The organism is Corallococcus llansteffanensis (assembly GCF_003612055.1).
GTDB lineage: Bacteria > Myxococcota > Myxococcia > Myxococcales > Myxococcaceae > Corallococcus > Corallococcus llansteffanensis.
The window spans coordinates 1-14,393 of sequence record NZ_RAWB01000239.1; the positions used below are offsets into that span (position 1 = coordinate 1).

The following is a 14,393-nucleotide window of genomic DNA, read 5'->3' on the forward strand; positions in this document are numbered from 1 at the left end:
GGACGACGGTGGGCTCGGGCCCCTGCCCGCGCGGCGGAGCCGGGGCCCGAGCCCACCGTCGTCCCCGCGGAGCCGCCGCCCCCCGGGCCGACCTCGGACACGATGGCGGAAGCGGACTGGCTCTTCTCGTGCGTGCTGGACGGGGCCTCCACCGGTGTCCCCGACGAGCAGTCGGAGCGGGACCTGCGCCGGTGCCTGGAACTGGACCCGGACCACGTCGCCGCGCGCTACCTGCTGGGGCTGCTGCTGGAGCAATGCGGCCGTCCCGACGCGGCGGTGCTCGAGTACCGCCGCGCGCGGGACGCGGTGGACTCCGGCCGGGCGCGGCCGGTGCCCTTCTTCCTGAACCTGCCCCGGCTCCGGGTGGCGTGCGCCAGGGCCGTGGAGCGCCTGGAGGGCGCAAGCCCCGGTTGAAGGCAGGGGGCGGGTCGCCCGCCTGGACGGCGACGGGGGACAAACAGAAGCGGCACGCGGAGGGCTTTGGACCTAGGATGTCGGCCCCATGCGCAGGCTCGTGCTCGTCGCCTTGTTGACCGCCGCCGTTCCCGGATGTTTCTACCCCGCCGACCGGGGCCGTGCCCTTGAAGCCAAGGTGGACAAGCTCGGGGCGGACAACGCCCGGCTCGAAGCGGAGCTGAAGGAGGCGCGCTCGCAGCTCGCCGCCACCCTGCCGAAGATCGACGAGAAGGTCGCCCAGGTGACCCAGGCCCTGCAGAGCCTGGACACCGCCGCGCGCCGCAAGGACGCGGACATCGGCGTGCAGTTCCAGAAGACGGTGGAGGACCTGTCGCAGCTGCGCGGACAGGTGGAGACGTACCTCTACAAGATTGGCGAGCTGGAGGCGGCGCTCGGCAAGAGCACCGAGGAGACCAACCAGCGGCTGCTGGCGCTCCAGGGCACCGAGGCGGTGAAGGAAGCCGAGGCGAAGAAGAAGGCCGACGAGCTCCAGCGCCCCACGGAGAAGAAGGAGTTCCTCGCGCTCGCGCAGGAGAAGTCCAAGGCGGGGGACGTGCTGGTGGCGCGCCAGCTCTACAACGAGTTCGTGAAGAAGTGGGCCAAGGACGCGCTCGTCGGCGAGGCGCACTTCGGCCTGGGTGAGACGTACTTCACGGAAGCGAAGTGCCGCGAGGCCCTCTTCGAGTACGGCAAGGTGGTGCAGGACTTCCCGAAGACGGCCTCCGCGCCGGACGCGTACCTGCGCTCCTCCGACTGCTTCCAGAAGCTGAAGATGAAGGAGGAGTCGAAGCTCGCGCTGGAGGAGCTGGTGAAGAGCTACCCCAAGTCGGACGCCGCGAAGGCGGCCAAGACGAAGCTGGCGGAGCTGGACAAGAAGGCCGCGCCCGCGCCGAAGAAGGGGAAGAAGTGAGCCCCCGCCGGCTGGCCGCGTTGGCGCTGCTACTCCTGCCGCTGGTGGCGGGCGCCGCGCCGAAGAAGCTCGTGCTGCTCTTCACCGGAGACAACGGGGGCGAAATCGCCCCCTGTGGTTGACGCCACAACCCGTCTGGCGGTCTGGCCAGACGAAAGACGGTCCTGAATCAGGAGCGCGCCAAAGGCGTGCCGGTGCTCGCGCTGGACGCGGGCAACGCGCTCTTCAAGGGTCTGGCGGACGGCCAGGATCCCACGGCGAAGCTGCGCGCGGGGCTCTTGCTGGAGCAGCTGGGCGCGCAGGGCTACACGGCCATGGCCGTGGGCCAGCGCGACCTCGTGCTGGGCGTGGACTTCCTGAAGAAGAAGACGAAGGGCTCGAAGCTCAAGCTGCTGTCCGCGAACCTCGTGGACGCCAAGGGCCAGCACCTCTTCCCCGCGTCGGTGGTGACGACCGCGGGAGGCCTGAAGGTGGGCATCGTCGGGGTGTCGCCCGCGTCGCCGGACCCCAAGGTCCCGGCGGGAGGGACGGACGGCTCCGCCCTGCTGCCGGAGGGGGTCCAGGGCCAGCCCGTGCAGCCGGCGGTGGCGGCCGAGGTGAAGCGCCTGCGGGAGAAGGAGCAGGTGCAACTGGTGGTGGTGCTGGCGGCGGTGCCCTACGTGGAGGCCGTGCGGCTGGCGCAGGGCGCTGACGGCGTGGACTTCGTCGTCCAATCGCACGACGGACGGGGCGTGGGCATGGCGCAGCGCCAGGGGGTGTCCACGCTGGTGCCGCCCGGGGAGCGGGGCCGGCAGGTCGCGAAGCTGGAGGTGTCCGTGGAGGGCACCAGCCCCTTCACCGACCTGTCCGAGTCGAACCGCGCCCGCGAGAGCCAGCGCCTCGTGGAGGCGAACATCGCGCGGGTGAGCGAGCGCCTCAAGGCGGAGAAGAACGAGGACACGCGCCGCTCGCTCCAGGAGACGCTGGCCTCCTTCGAGGCCCGGCGCGACGCCCTGGCACGCACGGCGGCGGCCAGTGGTCCCACGGGGGGCCGCACCTACCTGCTGTCGTACGTGCAGCTGGGCGCCGACGTGGCCTCCGATCCCGGGGTCCAGCAGCAGGTGGAACGCGTCGAGCCACCCGGCTCCGCGGGTCACTGACCTTCCTCGCGGCGCCCAACTCCTCAAGTTCTGAGACCCGTGCGTGAAACATGTTGTTTCACGCACTTGTCACGGGCGCTTCCGGGCTGCGTCCGGCCCACGGGGGAGCGGGCAAGCCGTGCCGTTCGTGAACGGGGCGTGTGCGCGTGGCAGGCCGCTACACGAGCGAATAATGTGAACAGCAGGTTTCCCGGCCACCCCACGCCGCTCGTTCCAGAGCGGTGGGCCGCGCGTGCGCGACAACAGCCGACGCAACGTTGAGGGACCCAGGGTGCCCGGAGTTCCGGGCGTCCTTCGCGGGCCGTGTCGCGTCCAGAGTGCGGAGTAAGTTCGATGAGCAGCAGCGACCTGTCGAAGCGAATCGCGAACCTGTCTCCGGAAAAGCGCGCGGAGCTCCTGAAGAAGCTGGCCGCGCAGAAGCTGGCCACGGGCAACACGGGTCGCGGCCTGCTGATGGCGAGGGATCGCTCGCAACCGGCGGCGCTGTCGTTCGCGCAGCAGCGGCTGTGGTTCATCGATCAGTTGGAGCCGGGCAGCCCGCTCTACAACGTGCCGGTGGCGGTGCGGCTGGAGGGCGCGCTCGACGTGGCGGTGCTGGAGCGCTCGCTCCTGGAGGTGGTGCGGCGGCACGGAGCGCTGCGCACGACCTTCCACGGCGGTGACACCGGGCCGGTGCAGCACTTCCTCGACACGCCCGTGCTGGAGCTGGAGCGGGTGGACGTGTCGGAAGGGGACGCGGCGGAGCGCGAGGCGCAGGCGTGGCGCCGGGTGGAGGCGGGGGCGCTGCGCCCGTTCGACCTCGCGAAGGGCCCGTTGATGCGCGGGCTGCTGGTGCGGCTGGGGGAGCGGGAGCACCTGCTGCTGGTGTCGATGCACCACATCGTCTCGGACGGGTGGTCGCTGGGCGTGTTGGTGCGCGAGGTGGCGGTGCTGTACGACGCCTTCGCGCAGGGGCAGCCCTCGCCGCTGCCGGAGCTGGCGGTGCAGTACGCGGACTTCGCGGCCTGGCAGCGGGACAGCCTGCAGGGCGCGTTGCTGGACAAGCAGCTCGGGTACTGGCGCGAGCAGCTGCAGGGCGCTCCGCCGGCGCTGGAGCTGACGACGGACAAGCCGAGGCCCGCGACGAGGAGCTTCCGCGGCGCGCGGCACCCCTTCCAGTGGTCGCGCGGGCTGTCGGACGCGCTGAAGGCGCTGGGGCAGCAGGAAGGCGCCACGCTGTTCATGGTGCTGCTGGCCGGCTGGCAGACGCTGCTGTCGCGCTACTCCGGGCAGGACGACGTGAGCGTGGGGTCTCCGATGGCGGGCCGCACCCGCTCGGAGCTGGAAGGCCTCATCGGCATGTTCGTGAACACGCTGGTGCTGCGCACGCGCTTCCAGGCGGACCCCTCGTTCCAGGCGCTCCTGCATCAGGTGCGCGAGACGCAGGTGGGCGCGACGGATCATCAGGACCTGCCCTTCGAGCGACTGGTGGAGGCGCTCCAGCCGGATCGCGACCTGGGGCGCAGCCCCTTCTTCCAGGTGATGTTCGCGTTGCAGAACGCGCCTCGCGGCCCCGTGGCCGTGCAGGGCATGAAGCTGCATGCGATGGAGGTGGATACCCACACGTCGAAGTTCGACCTGCTCCTGCAACTCGCGGAGACGGAGCAGGGGCTGCGCGGCTACCTGGAATACGACACCGACCTCTTCCACGCCGCCACCCTGGCGCGGATGGAGGAGCACCTGCGCGTGCTGCTGGATGGCGTGGCGGCGCATCCGGAGGTCCCCGTCTCGCGGCTGCCCTTGATGGGCGACGCCGAGCGCCAGCAGCTCGTGGTGGACTGGAACCGGACGGCGGCCGAGTACCCGCGAGAAGAGTCCGTGCATGCGCGCTTCGCGGCGCAGGCGCGCAGGACGCCGGAGGTGGTGGCGCTCAAGCAGGCGCAGGGCGGGCGGACGCTGACGTACGGGGTGCTGGATGCACGGGCGAACCAGTTGGCGCACCACCTGCGCGGCCTGGGGGTGAAGCGGGGCACGCGGGTCGGCGTGTACGTGGAGCGCTCGTTCGAGATGGTGGTGGGGCTGCTGGCCATCCTGAAGGCTGGCGGTGCGTACGTGCCCGTGGACCGCAACTACCCGGCGGAGCGCATCGCGCTGCTGCTGGAGGACGCGGGCGTCGAGGTGACGCTGACGCAGCAGCCGCTCCTGGAGAAGCTGCCCGCGGGGGCAGGCGCACCGCTCTGCGTGGACACGGCGTGGGAGCAGCTTGCCCGCCATCCGGAGACGGCGCCGGACGTGGAGGTGGACGGCGACGACCTGGCGTATGTGATCTTCACGTCCGGTAGCACGGGCCGCCCGAAGGGCGTGTGCATCCCGCACCGGGGCATCACGCGCCTGGTGCTGGGCAATGACTTCATGCGCTTCGGCGCGGACGAGGTCTGGTCGCAGCTGGCGCCGGTGGCGTTCGACGCGTCCACGTTGGAGGTGTGGGGCGCGCTGCTGCATGGCGCGAAGCTGGTGCTGGCGCCGCCGCACACGCTGGCGCTGGACGAAGTGGGCGCGCTGCTGAAGCAGGAGGGCATCACGGCCCTGTGGCTCACGGCGGCCCTGTACGAGCAGATGGCGCTGCATCAGGCCGAAGCCCTGGCGCTGACGAGCCAGGTGCTGACGGGCGGTGATGTGCTGCCGGTGCAGCGCCTGCGCGAGCACGTGGCCCGGTTGAAGCCGGGCATGGTGCTGGTGGCTGCCTACGGCCCGACGGAGAACACCACGTTCTCCACTACCCATGCGCTGCGGCAGGGCTCGGAGCTGGAAGCCTCGGTTCCCATTGGTCGGCCCATCGGGAACTCGTCCGCGTACGTGCTGGATGCGCACGGAGCCCTGACGGGCATCGGTATCCCGGGCGAGCTGTACGTGGGCGGCGAAGGCATCGCCTGGGGCTACTTGAACCGACCGGAGCTCACGGCGGAGCGCTTCGTGCCGCACGGCTTCAGCACGGAGCCGGGAGCGCGGCTGTACCGCACGGGTGACAAGGCGCGGTGGAAGGAGGACGGCACGCTGGAGTTCCTGGGGCGCACCGACTTCCAGGTGAAGGTGCGTGGCTTCCGCATCGAGCTGGGCGAAGTGGAAGCGGCGCTCACCCTGCACGCCAGCGTGGCGGAGGCGGTGGTGGTGGTGCGCGTGGTGGGCGCGGACAAGCAGTTGGTGGGGTACGTGGTCGCGAAGGCGGGTGCGCCGCTGGATGCGATGGAGTTGAAGGCCCACCTGCGTCAACGGCTGCCCGAGTACATGGTGCCCGCCGTCTTCATGGTGCTGGACGCGCTGCCGGTGAGCGCCAACGGCAAGGTGGACCGCAGGGCCCTGCCTCAGCCGGAGGCCCCGCGCTCGGAGCAGGAGTACGAGGCGCCACGCACGGAGGTGGAGGCGAAGCTGGCGGCCATCTGGGCGGAGGTGCTGCGGGTGCCGCGCCTGGGCGTGCACGACAACTTCTTCGAAATGGGAGGGCACTCCCTGCTGGCGACGCAGGTCGTGTCCCGCGTCCGCACGGAGCTGGGCGCGGAGCTTCCCCTGCGCGCGCTGTTCGAAGCGCCCACGGTGGAGGCCCTGGCCCGGCGCCTGGAACAGGCGTCCCGCCCGAACCTGCTGGCGATGGAAGCGACGGAGGGGGAACACGCCCGACCGTTGTCGTTCGCGCAGCAGCGGCTGTGGTTCATCGACCAGTTGGAGCCGGGCAGCCCGCTCTACCACGTACCGCTGGCGGTGCGGCTGGAGGGAGTGCTGGAGGTGCCCGCGCTCCAGTCGGCGCTCGACGAGGTCCTGCGTCGGCACGAGGCGCTGCGCACGACGTTCAACGTGCGCGACGGAGCGCCCGTGCAGGTCGTGCACCCGCCGTCCGCGATGTCGTTGGAGACGGTGGACCTGCGCGGCTTCGACGCGGGGCTCCGGGAGGATGAAGCCCGTCGTCAGGTGATGGCGCAGGGGGTTCGGCCCTTCGACCTGGCGCAAGGGCCCCTCGTTCGCGCGCAGTTGCTCAGGCTGGATGAACGAGACCACCTGCTCGCGATCACGATGCACCACATCGTGTCGGACGGCTGGTCCCTGGGCGTGCTCGTGCGCGAGGTCGGCGCGATGTACGCCGCGTTCGTGCAAGGCCAGACGCCGGCGCTGCCGGAGCTGCCCGTGCAGTACCCGGACTACGCGGCCTGGCAGCGCGGCTGGCTTCAGGGCGACACGCTCGAGCGGGAAGTGGACTACTGGAAGCAGCGGCTCGCGGGAGCGCCGCCGGTCCTGGAGCTGCCCACCGACTGGCCGAGGCCCGCGGTGCGGGGGCAGGCGGGCGCGATGCACTTCTTCCACTGGTCCCCCGCGCTGACGCGAAGCTTGAAGGCGCTGGCCCAGCGCGAGGGCGCCTCGCTGTACATGGTGCTGCTGGCGGGCTGGCAGGTGTTGTTGTCGCGCTACTCGGGACAGACGGACCTCAGCGTGGGGTCGCCCATCGCGGGCCGCACGCGCTCGGAGCTGGAAGGCCTCATCGGCTTCTTCGTCAACACGCTGGTGTTGCGCGCGCAGGTGGAGGGAGACCGGTCCTTCCGTGCGCTGTTGAAGCAGGTGCGAGGCACGGTGCTCGAAGCCTACGAGCACCAGGAGGTGCCGTTCGAGAAGCTGGTGGAGGTGCTCCAACCCGACCGGAGCCTGAGCCATTCGCCCCTGTTCCAGACGCTGCTGACGCTGCAGAACGTGCCGCAAGGGGACCTGCGGCTGCCGGGCATGACGCTCAAGCCGGTGCTCCTGGAGAGCCGCACCGCGAAGTTCGACCTGAGTCTCTTCTTCGTGGAAGAGGACGAAGGGCTCCGGGGAACGCTCGAGTACAGCACGGACCTGTTCAAGGCCGTGACGGTGCGCCGGATGGTGGAGCACCTGCGCGTGCTGCTGGAAGGCGCGCTGTCACGACCCGAGGAGGCGGTGACCCGCCTTCCCATGTCGGATGCGCAGGAGCGCGAGCAGGTCCTCAAGGCCTGGAACCAGACGGCGGCCGAGTACCCGCGAGAGGCGCCGGTGCATGCGCGCTTCGCGGCGCATGCGCGCAGGACGCCAGAGCTGGTGGCGCTCAAGCAGGCGCAGGACGGGCGGACGCTGACGTACGGGGTGCTGGATGCACGGGCGAACCAGTTGGCGCACCACCTGCGCGGCCTGGGCGTGAAGCGGGGCACGCGGGTCGGCGTGTACGTGGAGCGCTCGTTCGAGATGGTGGTGGGGCTGCTGGCCATCCTGAAGGCTGGCGGCGCGTACGTGCCGGTGGACCGCAACTACCCGGCGGAGCGCATCGCGTTGCTGCTGGAGGACGCGGGCGTCGAAGTGACGCTGACGCAGCAGCCGCTCCTGGAGCGACTGCCGGAAAGCGCTGGCAGGCGGCTGTGCCTGGACACGGTGTGGGAGCAGCTTGCTCGCCATCCGGAGACGGCACCGGACGTGGAGGTGGGCGGCGACGACCTGGCCTACGTGATGTTCACGTCGGGCAGCACGGGTCGCCCGAAGGGGGTGTGCATTCCGCACCGGGGCATCACGCGCCTGGTGCTGGGCAATGACTTCATGCGCTTCGGCGCGGAGGAGGTCTGGCTGCAATTGGCGCCGGTGGCGTTCGACGCGTCCACGTTGGAGGTGTGGGGCGCGCTGCTGCATGGCGCGAAGCTGGTGCTGGCGCCGCCGCACGCGCTCACGCTGGACGAAGTGGGCGCGCTGCTGAAGCAGGAGGGCATCACGGCCCTGTGGCTCACGGCGGCCTTTTACGAGCAGATGGCGCTGAATCAGGCCGAGGCCCTGTCACTCACCCGGCAGGTGCTCTCGGGTGGGGACGTGCTGCCGGTACAGCGCATGCGCGAGCACGTGGCCCGGTTGAAGCCTGGGATGGTGCTGGTGGCTGGCTACGGCCCGACGGAGAACACCACGTTCTCCACCACCCACGCGTTGCGGCAGGGTTCGACGCTGGAGTCCTCGGTTCCCATTGGCCGGCCCATCGGGAACTCGACCGCGTTCGTGCTGGATGCGCATGGCGACGCGGTGGGCGTGGCCGTGCCGGGTGAGCTGTACGTGGGCGGAGAGGGCCTGGCCTGGGGCTACCTGAATCGACCGGACCTGACGGCGGAGCGCTTCGTGCCGCACGGCTTCGGCACGGAGCCGGGAGCGCGGCTGTACCGCACGGGCGACAAGGCGCGGTGGAGGGAGGACGGCACGCTGGAGTTCCTGGGGCGCACCGACTTCCAGGTGAAGGTGCGCGGCTTCCGCATCGAGCTGGGCGAAGTGGAAGCGGCGCTCACCCTGCACGCCAGCGTGGCGGAGGCCGCGGTGGTGGTGCGGGACGTCGGCGGAGACAAGCGGCTCGTGGCCTGGCTCGTGGCGAAGCCGGGACAGGAGCTGGATCCGAAGGCGGTGGAAGCAGCGCTGCGGCAGCGGCTGCCCGAGTACATGGTGCCGTCCGCCATCGGTGTGCTGGACGCGCTGCCCCTGAGCGCCAACGGCAAGGTGGACCGCAAGGCCCTGCCCGCGCTGGACGTGCCCCGTGAGGGCGCCCACTACGAAGCACCTCGCACGAAGACGGAGGAGCGCCTGTCGGCCATCTGGGCCGACGTGCTGCGTGTTCCCCGCGTGGGCGTGAAGGACGACTTCTTCGCGCTGGGAGGCCATTCACTGCTGGCCACGCAGGTGGCCTCACGCCTCCGCTCGGAGCTGGGCGTGGAACTGCCGTTGCGCACGCTGTTCGAGGCGCGGACGTTGGAGGCGCTCGCCCAGCGGATCGAGGAGGCCGCGGTCTCCAGCACGAAGGGCCCTCGGCCGGTGCGAGGTGACGCTCCGCGCCCCCTGTCTTTCGCGCAGCAGCGGCTGTGGTTCATCGATCAGCTGGAGCCGGGCACCGCGCTCTACAACGTGCCGGTGGCGGTGCGGCTGGAGGGCACGCTGCGCCAGGAGGTGCTGGAGCAGGCGCTGCATGAAATCGTCCGTCGCCACGCGGCCCTGCGGACCACGTTCGCCGAGGAGAACGCGCAGGCCATCCAGGTTATCCACCCGAACACGGTCCTGCCGCTGGAGCTGGAGGAGCTCCAGGGGCTCGGGAAGACCCAGCGGGAGGAGGCGGCACGGCGTCAGCTCGCGCAGGAGATGCTGAAGCCGTTCGATCTGAAGCAGGGGCCGCTGGTCCGAGCACGGCTGTGGAAGCTGGATGTGCAGGAGCACGTGCTCGTCATCACGATGCACCACATCGTGTCGGACGGCTGGTCGGTGGGCGTGCTCGTGCGGGAGGTGAGCGCGCTGTACGCGGCGTTCGCGCAAGGACGGCCGTCGCCGCTGCCGGAGCTGCCGGTGCAGTACGCGGATTACGCAGCCTGGCAGCGACAGGAGTTGCAGGGCGAGACGTTGCGGCGCGAGGTGGACTACTGGAAGCGGCAGCTCGTGGGAGCGCCGCCCGTGCTGGAGCTGCCCACGGACCGCCCGCGGCCGGCGGTGCGAGGCAATGCTGGCGAGTCCTACCGCTTCCGATGGTCGCACGCGCTTGAACAGGGATTGCGCGGCCTGGGTCAGCGCGAGGGTGCCTCGCTGTACATGGTGCTGCTGGCGGGGTGGCAGACCTTGATGGCGCGCTACTCGGGACAGCCGGACATCAGCGTGGGTTCCCCCATCGCGGGGCGCACGCGCTCGGAGGTGGAGGGGCTGATTGGCTTCTTCGTCAACACGCTGGTGTTGCGTGCACAGGTGGATGGGGCCTGGTCGTTCCGGAAGTTGCTCGGGCAGGTGCGGGAGACGGTGCTGGGGGCGTACGAACACCAGGAGGTGCCGTTCGAGAAGCTGGTGGAGGCATTGCAGCCGGAGCGCAGCCTGAGCCACACGCCGCTCTTCCAGACGATGCTCGCGGTGCAGAACATGCCCATGGAGGAGGCGAGGCTTCCGGGGCTGGTGCTGAAGCCAGTGGAGCTGAGCTCGGGCACGTCGAAGTTCGACGTGAGTGTCTTCTTCACGGAGACGCCGCAAGGGCTGAGCGGCGTGGTGGAGTACAGCACCGAGCTGTTCGAGGCCGGGACGATCCGCCGGATGGTGGAGCACCTGCGCGTGTTGATGGAGGGCGCGCTAGCGAAGCCAGAAGAGGCCGTGGGCCGACTGCCGATGCTGACGGAGGCAGAGCGTCAGCAGGTGCTGGTGACGTTTAACCAGACGCAGGCGGAGTACCCGCGCGACGCGACGATTCCCCAGCTCTTCGAGGCACAGGTACGGAAGACGCCCGAAGCCATCGCGGTGGTGAGCGGCAAGCAGCGGCTGACGTACCGGGAAGTGGAAGCGAAGGCGAACCAGTTGGCGCACCGGCTGCGCAAGCTGGGCGTGGGTCCCGAGTCGCGCGTGGGCCTGTGCGTGGAGCGCACGGCGGACGTGGTGGTGGGGACGCTGGGCATCCTCAAGGCAGGCGGCGCCTACGTGCCGCTGGACCCCAGCTACCCGAAGGAGCGCCTGGGCTGGCTGCTGGAGGACGCGCAGGGCCCGGCACTGGTGGCGCATTCGCACCTGCTGGAATCCCTGCCGGCCTTCTCCGCGCAGGCGGTGTGCCTGGACACAGACGCGACGTTGGCGACGGAGTCGGACAGGGCGCCGGACATCCAGGTGCAGCCGGAGAACGTGGCGTACTTCATCTACACGTCGGGAAGCACGGGCCGTCCGAAGGGCGTGGCGGTGACGCACCGGAACGCCGTGGCCTTCCTGACGTGGGCGCAGGAGACGTTCGAAGAGGAAGAGACAAAGGCGGTGCTGGCTGCGACGTCCCTCAACTTCGACCTCTCCGTATTCGAGCTGTTCGCGCCGCTGGTGCGAGGCGGCAGTGTGGTGGTGGTGCGCAACGCGCTGCACCTGGCCGAAGAGAAGGTGGAAGCCGAAGTCACGCTCATCAACACGGTGCCGTCGGCGATGGCGCAGTTGGTGAGGCTGGGCGCGGTGCCGCCGTCGGTGCGCGTGGTGAACCTCGCGGGTGAAGCGCTTCCAGAGACGCTGGCGAAGCAGGTGTACGGCGTCCCCACGGTGCGCAAGCTGTACAACCTCTACGGCCCCTCTGAAGACACGACGTACTCGACGTGGTCGCTGGTGGGACGAGAGGAAGTGCCGAACATCGGCCGTCCTCTGACGAATACCCGTGCGTACGTGCTGGACACGTACCTGCAACCGGTGCCGGTGGGCGTGGCGGGAGAGTTGTACCTCGCGGGTGAGGGCCAAGCGCGTGGCTACCTGCTGAGGCCGGAACTCACGGCGGAGAAGTTCCTGCCGGAAGTGCACGGCCCCGCGGGCAGCCGGATGTACCGCACGGGAGACCGGGTGCGGTACCGGGCGGACGGAGTGCTGGAGTACCTGGGCCGGGTGGACTTCCAGGTGAAGGTGCGGGGCTTCCGCATCGAGCTGGGCGAAGTCGAGGCGGCCTTGCGCCAACAGGAGGCGGTGAAGGACGCGGTGGTGGTGGCGAAGGGGGAGGGCGGGGAGAAGCGGCTCGTCGCGTACGTGGCGGCGAAGCCCGGAGCGACGCTGGAGGCGGAGTGGCTGAAGGCAAGCCTGCGTCAGCGACTGCCAGAGTACATGGTGCCCGGGACGGTGGTGGTGCTGGAGGCTTTGCCGCTCAACGCCAACGGCAAGGTGGACCGCAAGGCGCTGCCGGAGCCGGAGGCGCCGCAGGCTGGCAGTACCTACGAAGCACCGCGCACGGAGCTCGAAGCGAAGCTCGCGGCCATTTGGTCTGACGTGCTGCGAATCCCGCAGGTGGGCGTGAAGGACGATTTCTTCGCGCTGGGTGGCCACTCACTCCTGGCAACGCAGGTGGCGTCACGGGTGCGGACGGAGATGGGTGCGGAGCTGCCGCTGCGCGCCTTGTTCGAAGCGCCCACGGTGGAGGGGTTGGCCCAGCGTCTGGAGAAGACGTCTGGCTCGAACACGGTGAAGCTGGAGAGGGCAGCGCGGGAGAATGCCCGGCCGCTGTCGTTCGCGCAGCAGCGGCTGTGGTTCATCGACCAGTTGGAGCCAGGCACTTCTCTGTACAACGTGCCGGTGGCGGTGCGCCTGGAAGGCGAGCTCCGCCAGGAGGTCCTGCAGAAGGCGCTGCGCGAAGTCATGCGACGTCATGAGGCGTTGCGGACGACCTTCGCGGAGGAGAATGGCCAGCCCATCCAGGTCATCCACGCGGAGGCAGACCTGCCGCTGGACGTGGTGGAGCTCCAAGGGCTGGAGGCGTCACGGCGGGAAGAAGAGGCTCGGCATCAGCTCGGGCAGGAGTTGCTGAAGCCTTTCGATCTCCACGCCGGTCCCCTGGTCCGAGCCCGGTTGCTGAAGCTGGATGAACAGGAACACATCCTCGCGATCACGATGCATCACATCGTGTCGGACGGATGGTCGCAGGGCGTGCTCGTGCGGGAGGTGAGCACGCTGTACTCCGCGTTCGCGGAAGGGCGTCCGTCCCCGCTGCCGGAGCTGCCGGTGCAGTATGCGGACTACGCGACGTGGCAGCGGAGCCGCCTGCAAGGCGAGACGTTGCAGCGTGAGGTGGACTACTGGAAGCAGCAGCTCGTGGGCGCGCCGCCCGTGCTGGAACTGCCTACGGATCGCCCCCGGCCGGCGGTGCGCGGCAATGCTGGCGCGGTCCAGTCCTTCAGATGGCCGCAGGTGCTTGAGCAGGGATTGCGCGACCTGGCCCGGCGCGAGGGTGCCTCGCTGTACATGGTGCTGCTGGCGGGCTGGCAGGCCTTGATGGCGCGCTACTCGGGGCAGCCGGACATCAGCGTGGGTTCCCCCATCGCGGGGCGCACACGCTCGGAGGTGGAGGGCCTCATCGGCTTCTTCGTCAATACGCTGGTGCTGCGGGCGGACCTGTCGAGGGGGCCTGGTTTCCGCGAGCTGCTCGGGCAGGTGCGGGAGACGGTGCTAGGGGCGTACGAACACCAGGAGGTGCCGTTCGAGAAGCTGGTGGAGGCATTGCAGCCGGAGCGCAGCCTGAGCCACACGCCGCTCTTCCAGACGATGCTCGCGGTGCAGAACATGCCCATGGAGGAAGCGAAGCTTCCGGGGCTGGTGCTGAAGCCAGTGGAGCTGAGCTCGGGCACGTCGAAGTTCGACGTGAGTGTCTTCTTCACGGAGATGCCGCAAGGGCTGAGCGGCGCGGTGGAGTACAGCACCGAGCTGTTCGAGGCCGGGACGATCCGCCGGATGGTGGAGCATCTGCGCGTGCTGATGGAAGGAGTGGTGGCGAAGCCGGAGGAGGCCGTGGGCCGTCTGCCGATGCTGACGGAGGCAGAGCGTCAGCAGGTGCTGGTGACGTGGAACCAGACGCAGGCGGAGTACCCGCGCGACGCGACGATTCCCCAGCTCTTCGAGGCGCAGGCGCGCATGACGCCCGACGCGGTGGCGGTCATCAGCGGCAAGCAGCGGCTGACGTACCGGGAAGTGGAGGCGAAGGCGAACCAGTTGGCGCACCGGCTGAGGACGTTGGGCGTGGGGCCCGAGTCACGCGTGGGCCTGTGCGTGGAACGCACGGCGGACGTGGTGGTTGGCACGATGGGCATCCTGAAGGCAGGCGGCGCCTACCTGCCGCTAGACCCGAGCTACCCGAAGGAGCGACTGGGCTGGCTGCTGGAGGACGCGCAGGGCCCGGCGCTGGTGGCGCATTCGCACCTGCTGGAATCCCTGCCGGCCTTCACCGCGCAGGCGGTGTGCCTGGACCGTGACGAGGCTCTGGCGGAGGAGCCCATTTCGCCGGTGTCGGTGGAGGTACAGCCGGAGAACGCGGCGTATCTCATCTACACGTCGGGAAGCACGGGCCGTCCGAAGGGCGTGGCGGTGACGCACCGGAACGCCGTGGCCTTCCTGACGTGGGCCCAGGAGACGTTCGAAGAGGAAGAGACGAA

The 14,393-nt window shown here is 69.8% G+C and carries 4 protein-coding genes and 1 pseudogene; all 5 read left to right on the forward strand.

Annotation, left to right across the window (positions count from 1 at the left end; translation table 11 throughout):
* A pseudogene (locus D7V93_RS21980) lies at positions 1-414 on the forward strand (tetratricopeptide repeat protein); the annotation flags it as partial.
* An 88-nt stretch (positions 415-502) separates the two neighbouring features.
* Positions 503-1,366 carry a tetratricopeptide repeat protein gene (locus D7V93_RS21985; protein ID WP_120645282.1) on the forward strand — a complete coding sequence of 288 codons (864 nt, stop codon included), beginning with the start codon at positions 503-505 and terminating at the stop codon, positions 1,364-1,366.
* Positions 1,363-1,488: a hypothetical protein gene (locus D7V93_RS47425; protein WP_267577721.1), complete on the forward strand. Its 126-nt coding sequence runs from the start codon at positions 1,363-1,365 to the stop codon at positions 1,486-1,488. Before D7V93_RS21985 ends, D7V93_RS47425 begins: the two co-directional genes overlap by 4 nt.
* A 66-nt stretch (positions 1,489-1,554) precedes the next feature.
* Complete coding sequence (locus tag D7V93_RS21990) at positions 1,555-2,505, forward strand: bifunctional UDP-sugar hydrolase/5'-nucleotidase (protein ID WP_208723105.1); 951 nt, start codon at positions 1,555-1,557, stop codon at positions 2,503-2,505.
* A gap of 333 nt (positions 2,506-2,838) precedes the next feature.
* On the forward strand, positions 2,839-14,393 hold an 11,555-nt coding region (locus D7V93_RS21995), incomplete at its 3' end, for a non-ribosomal peptide synthetase (protein WP_120645283.1).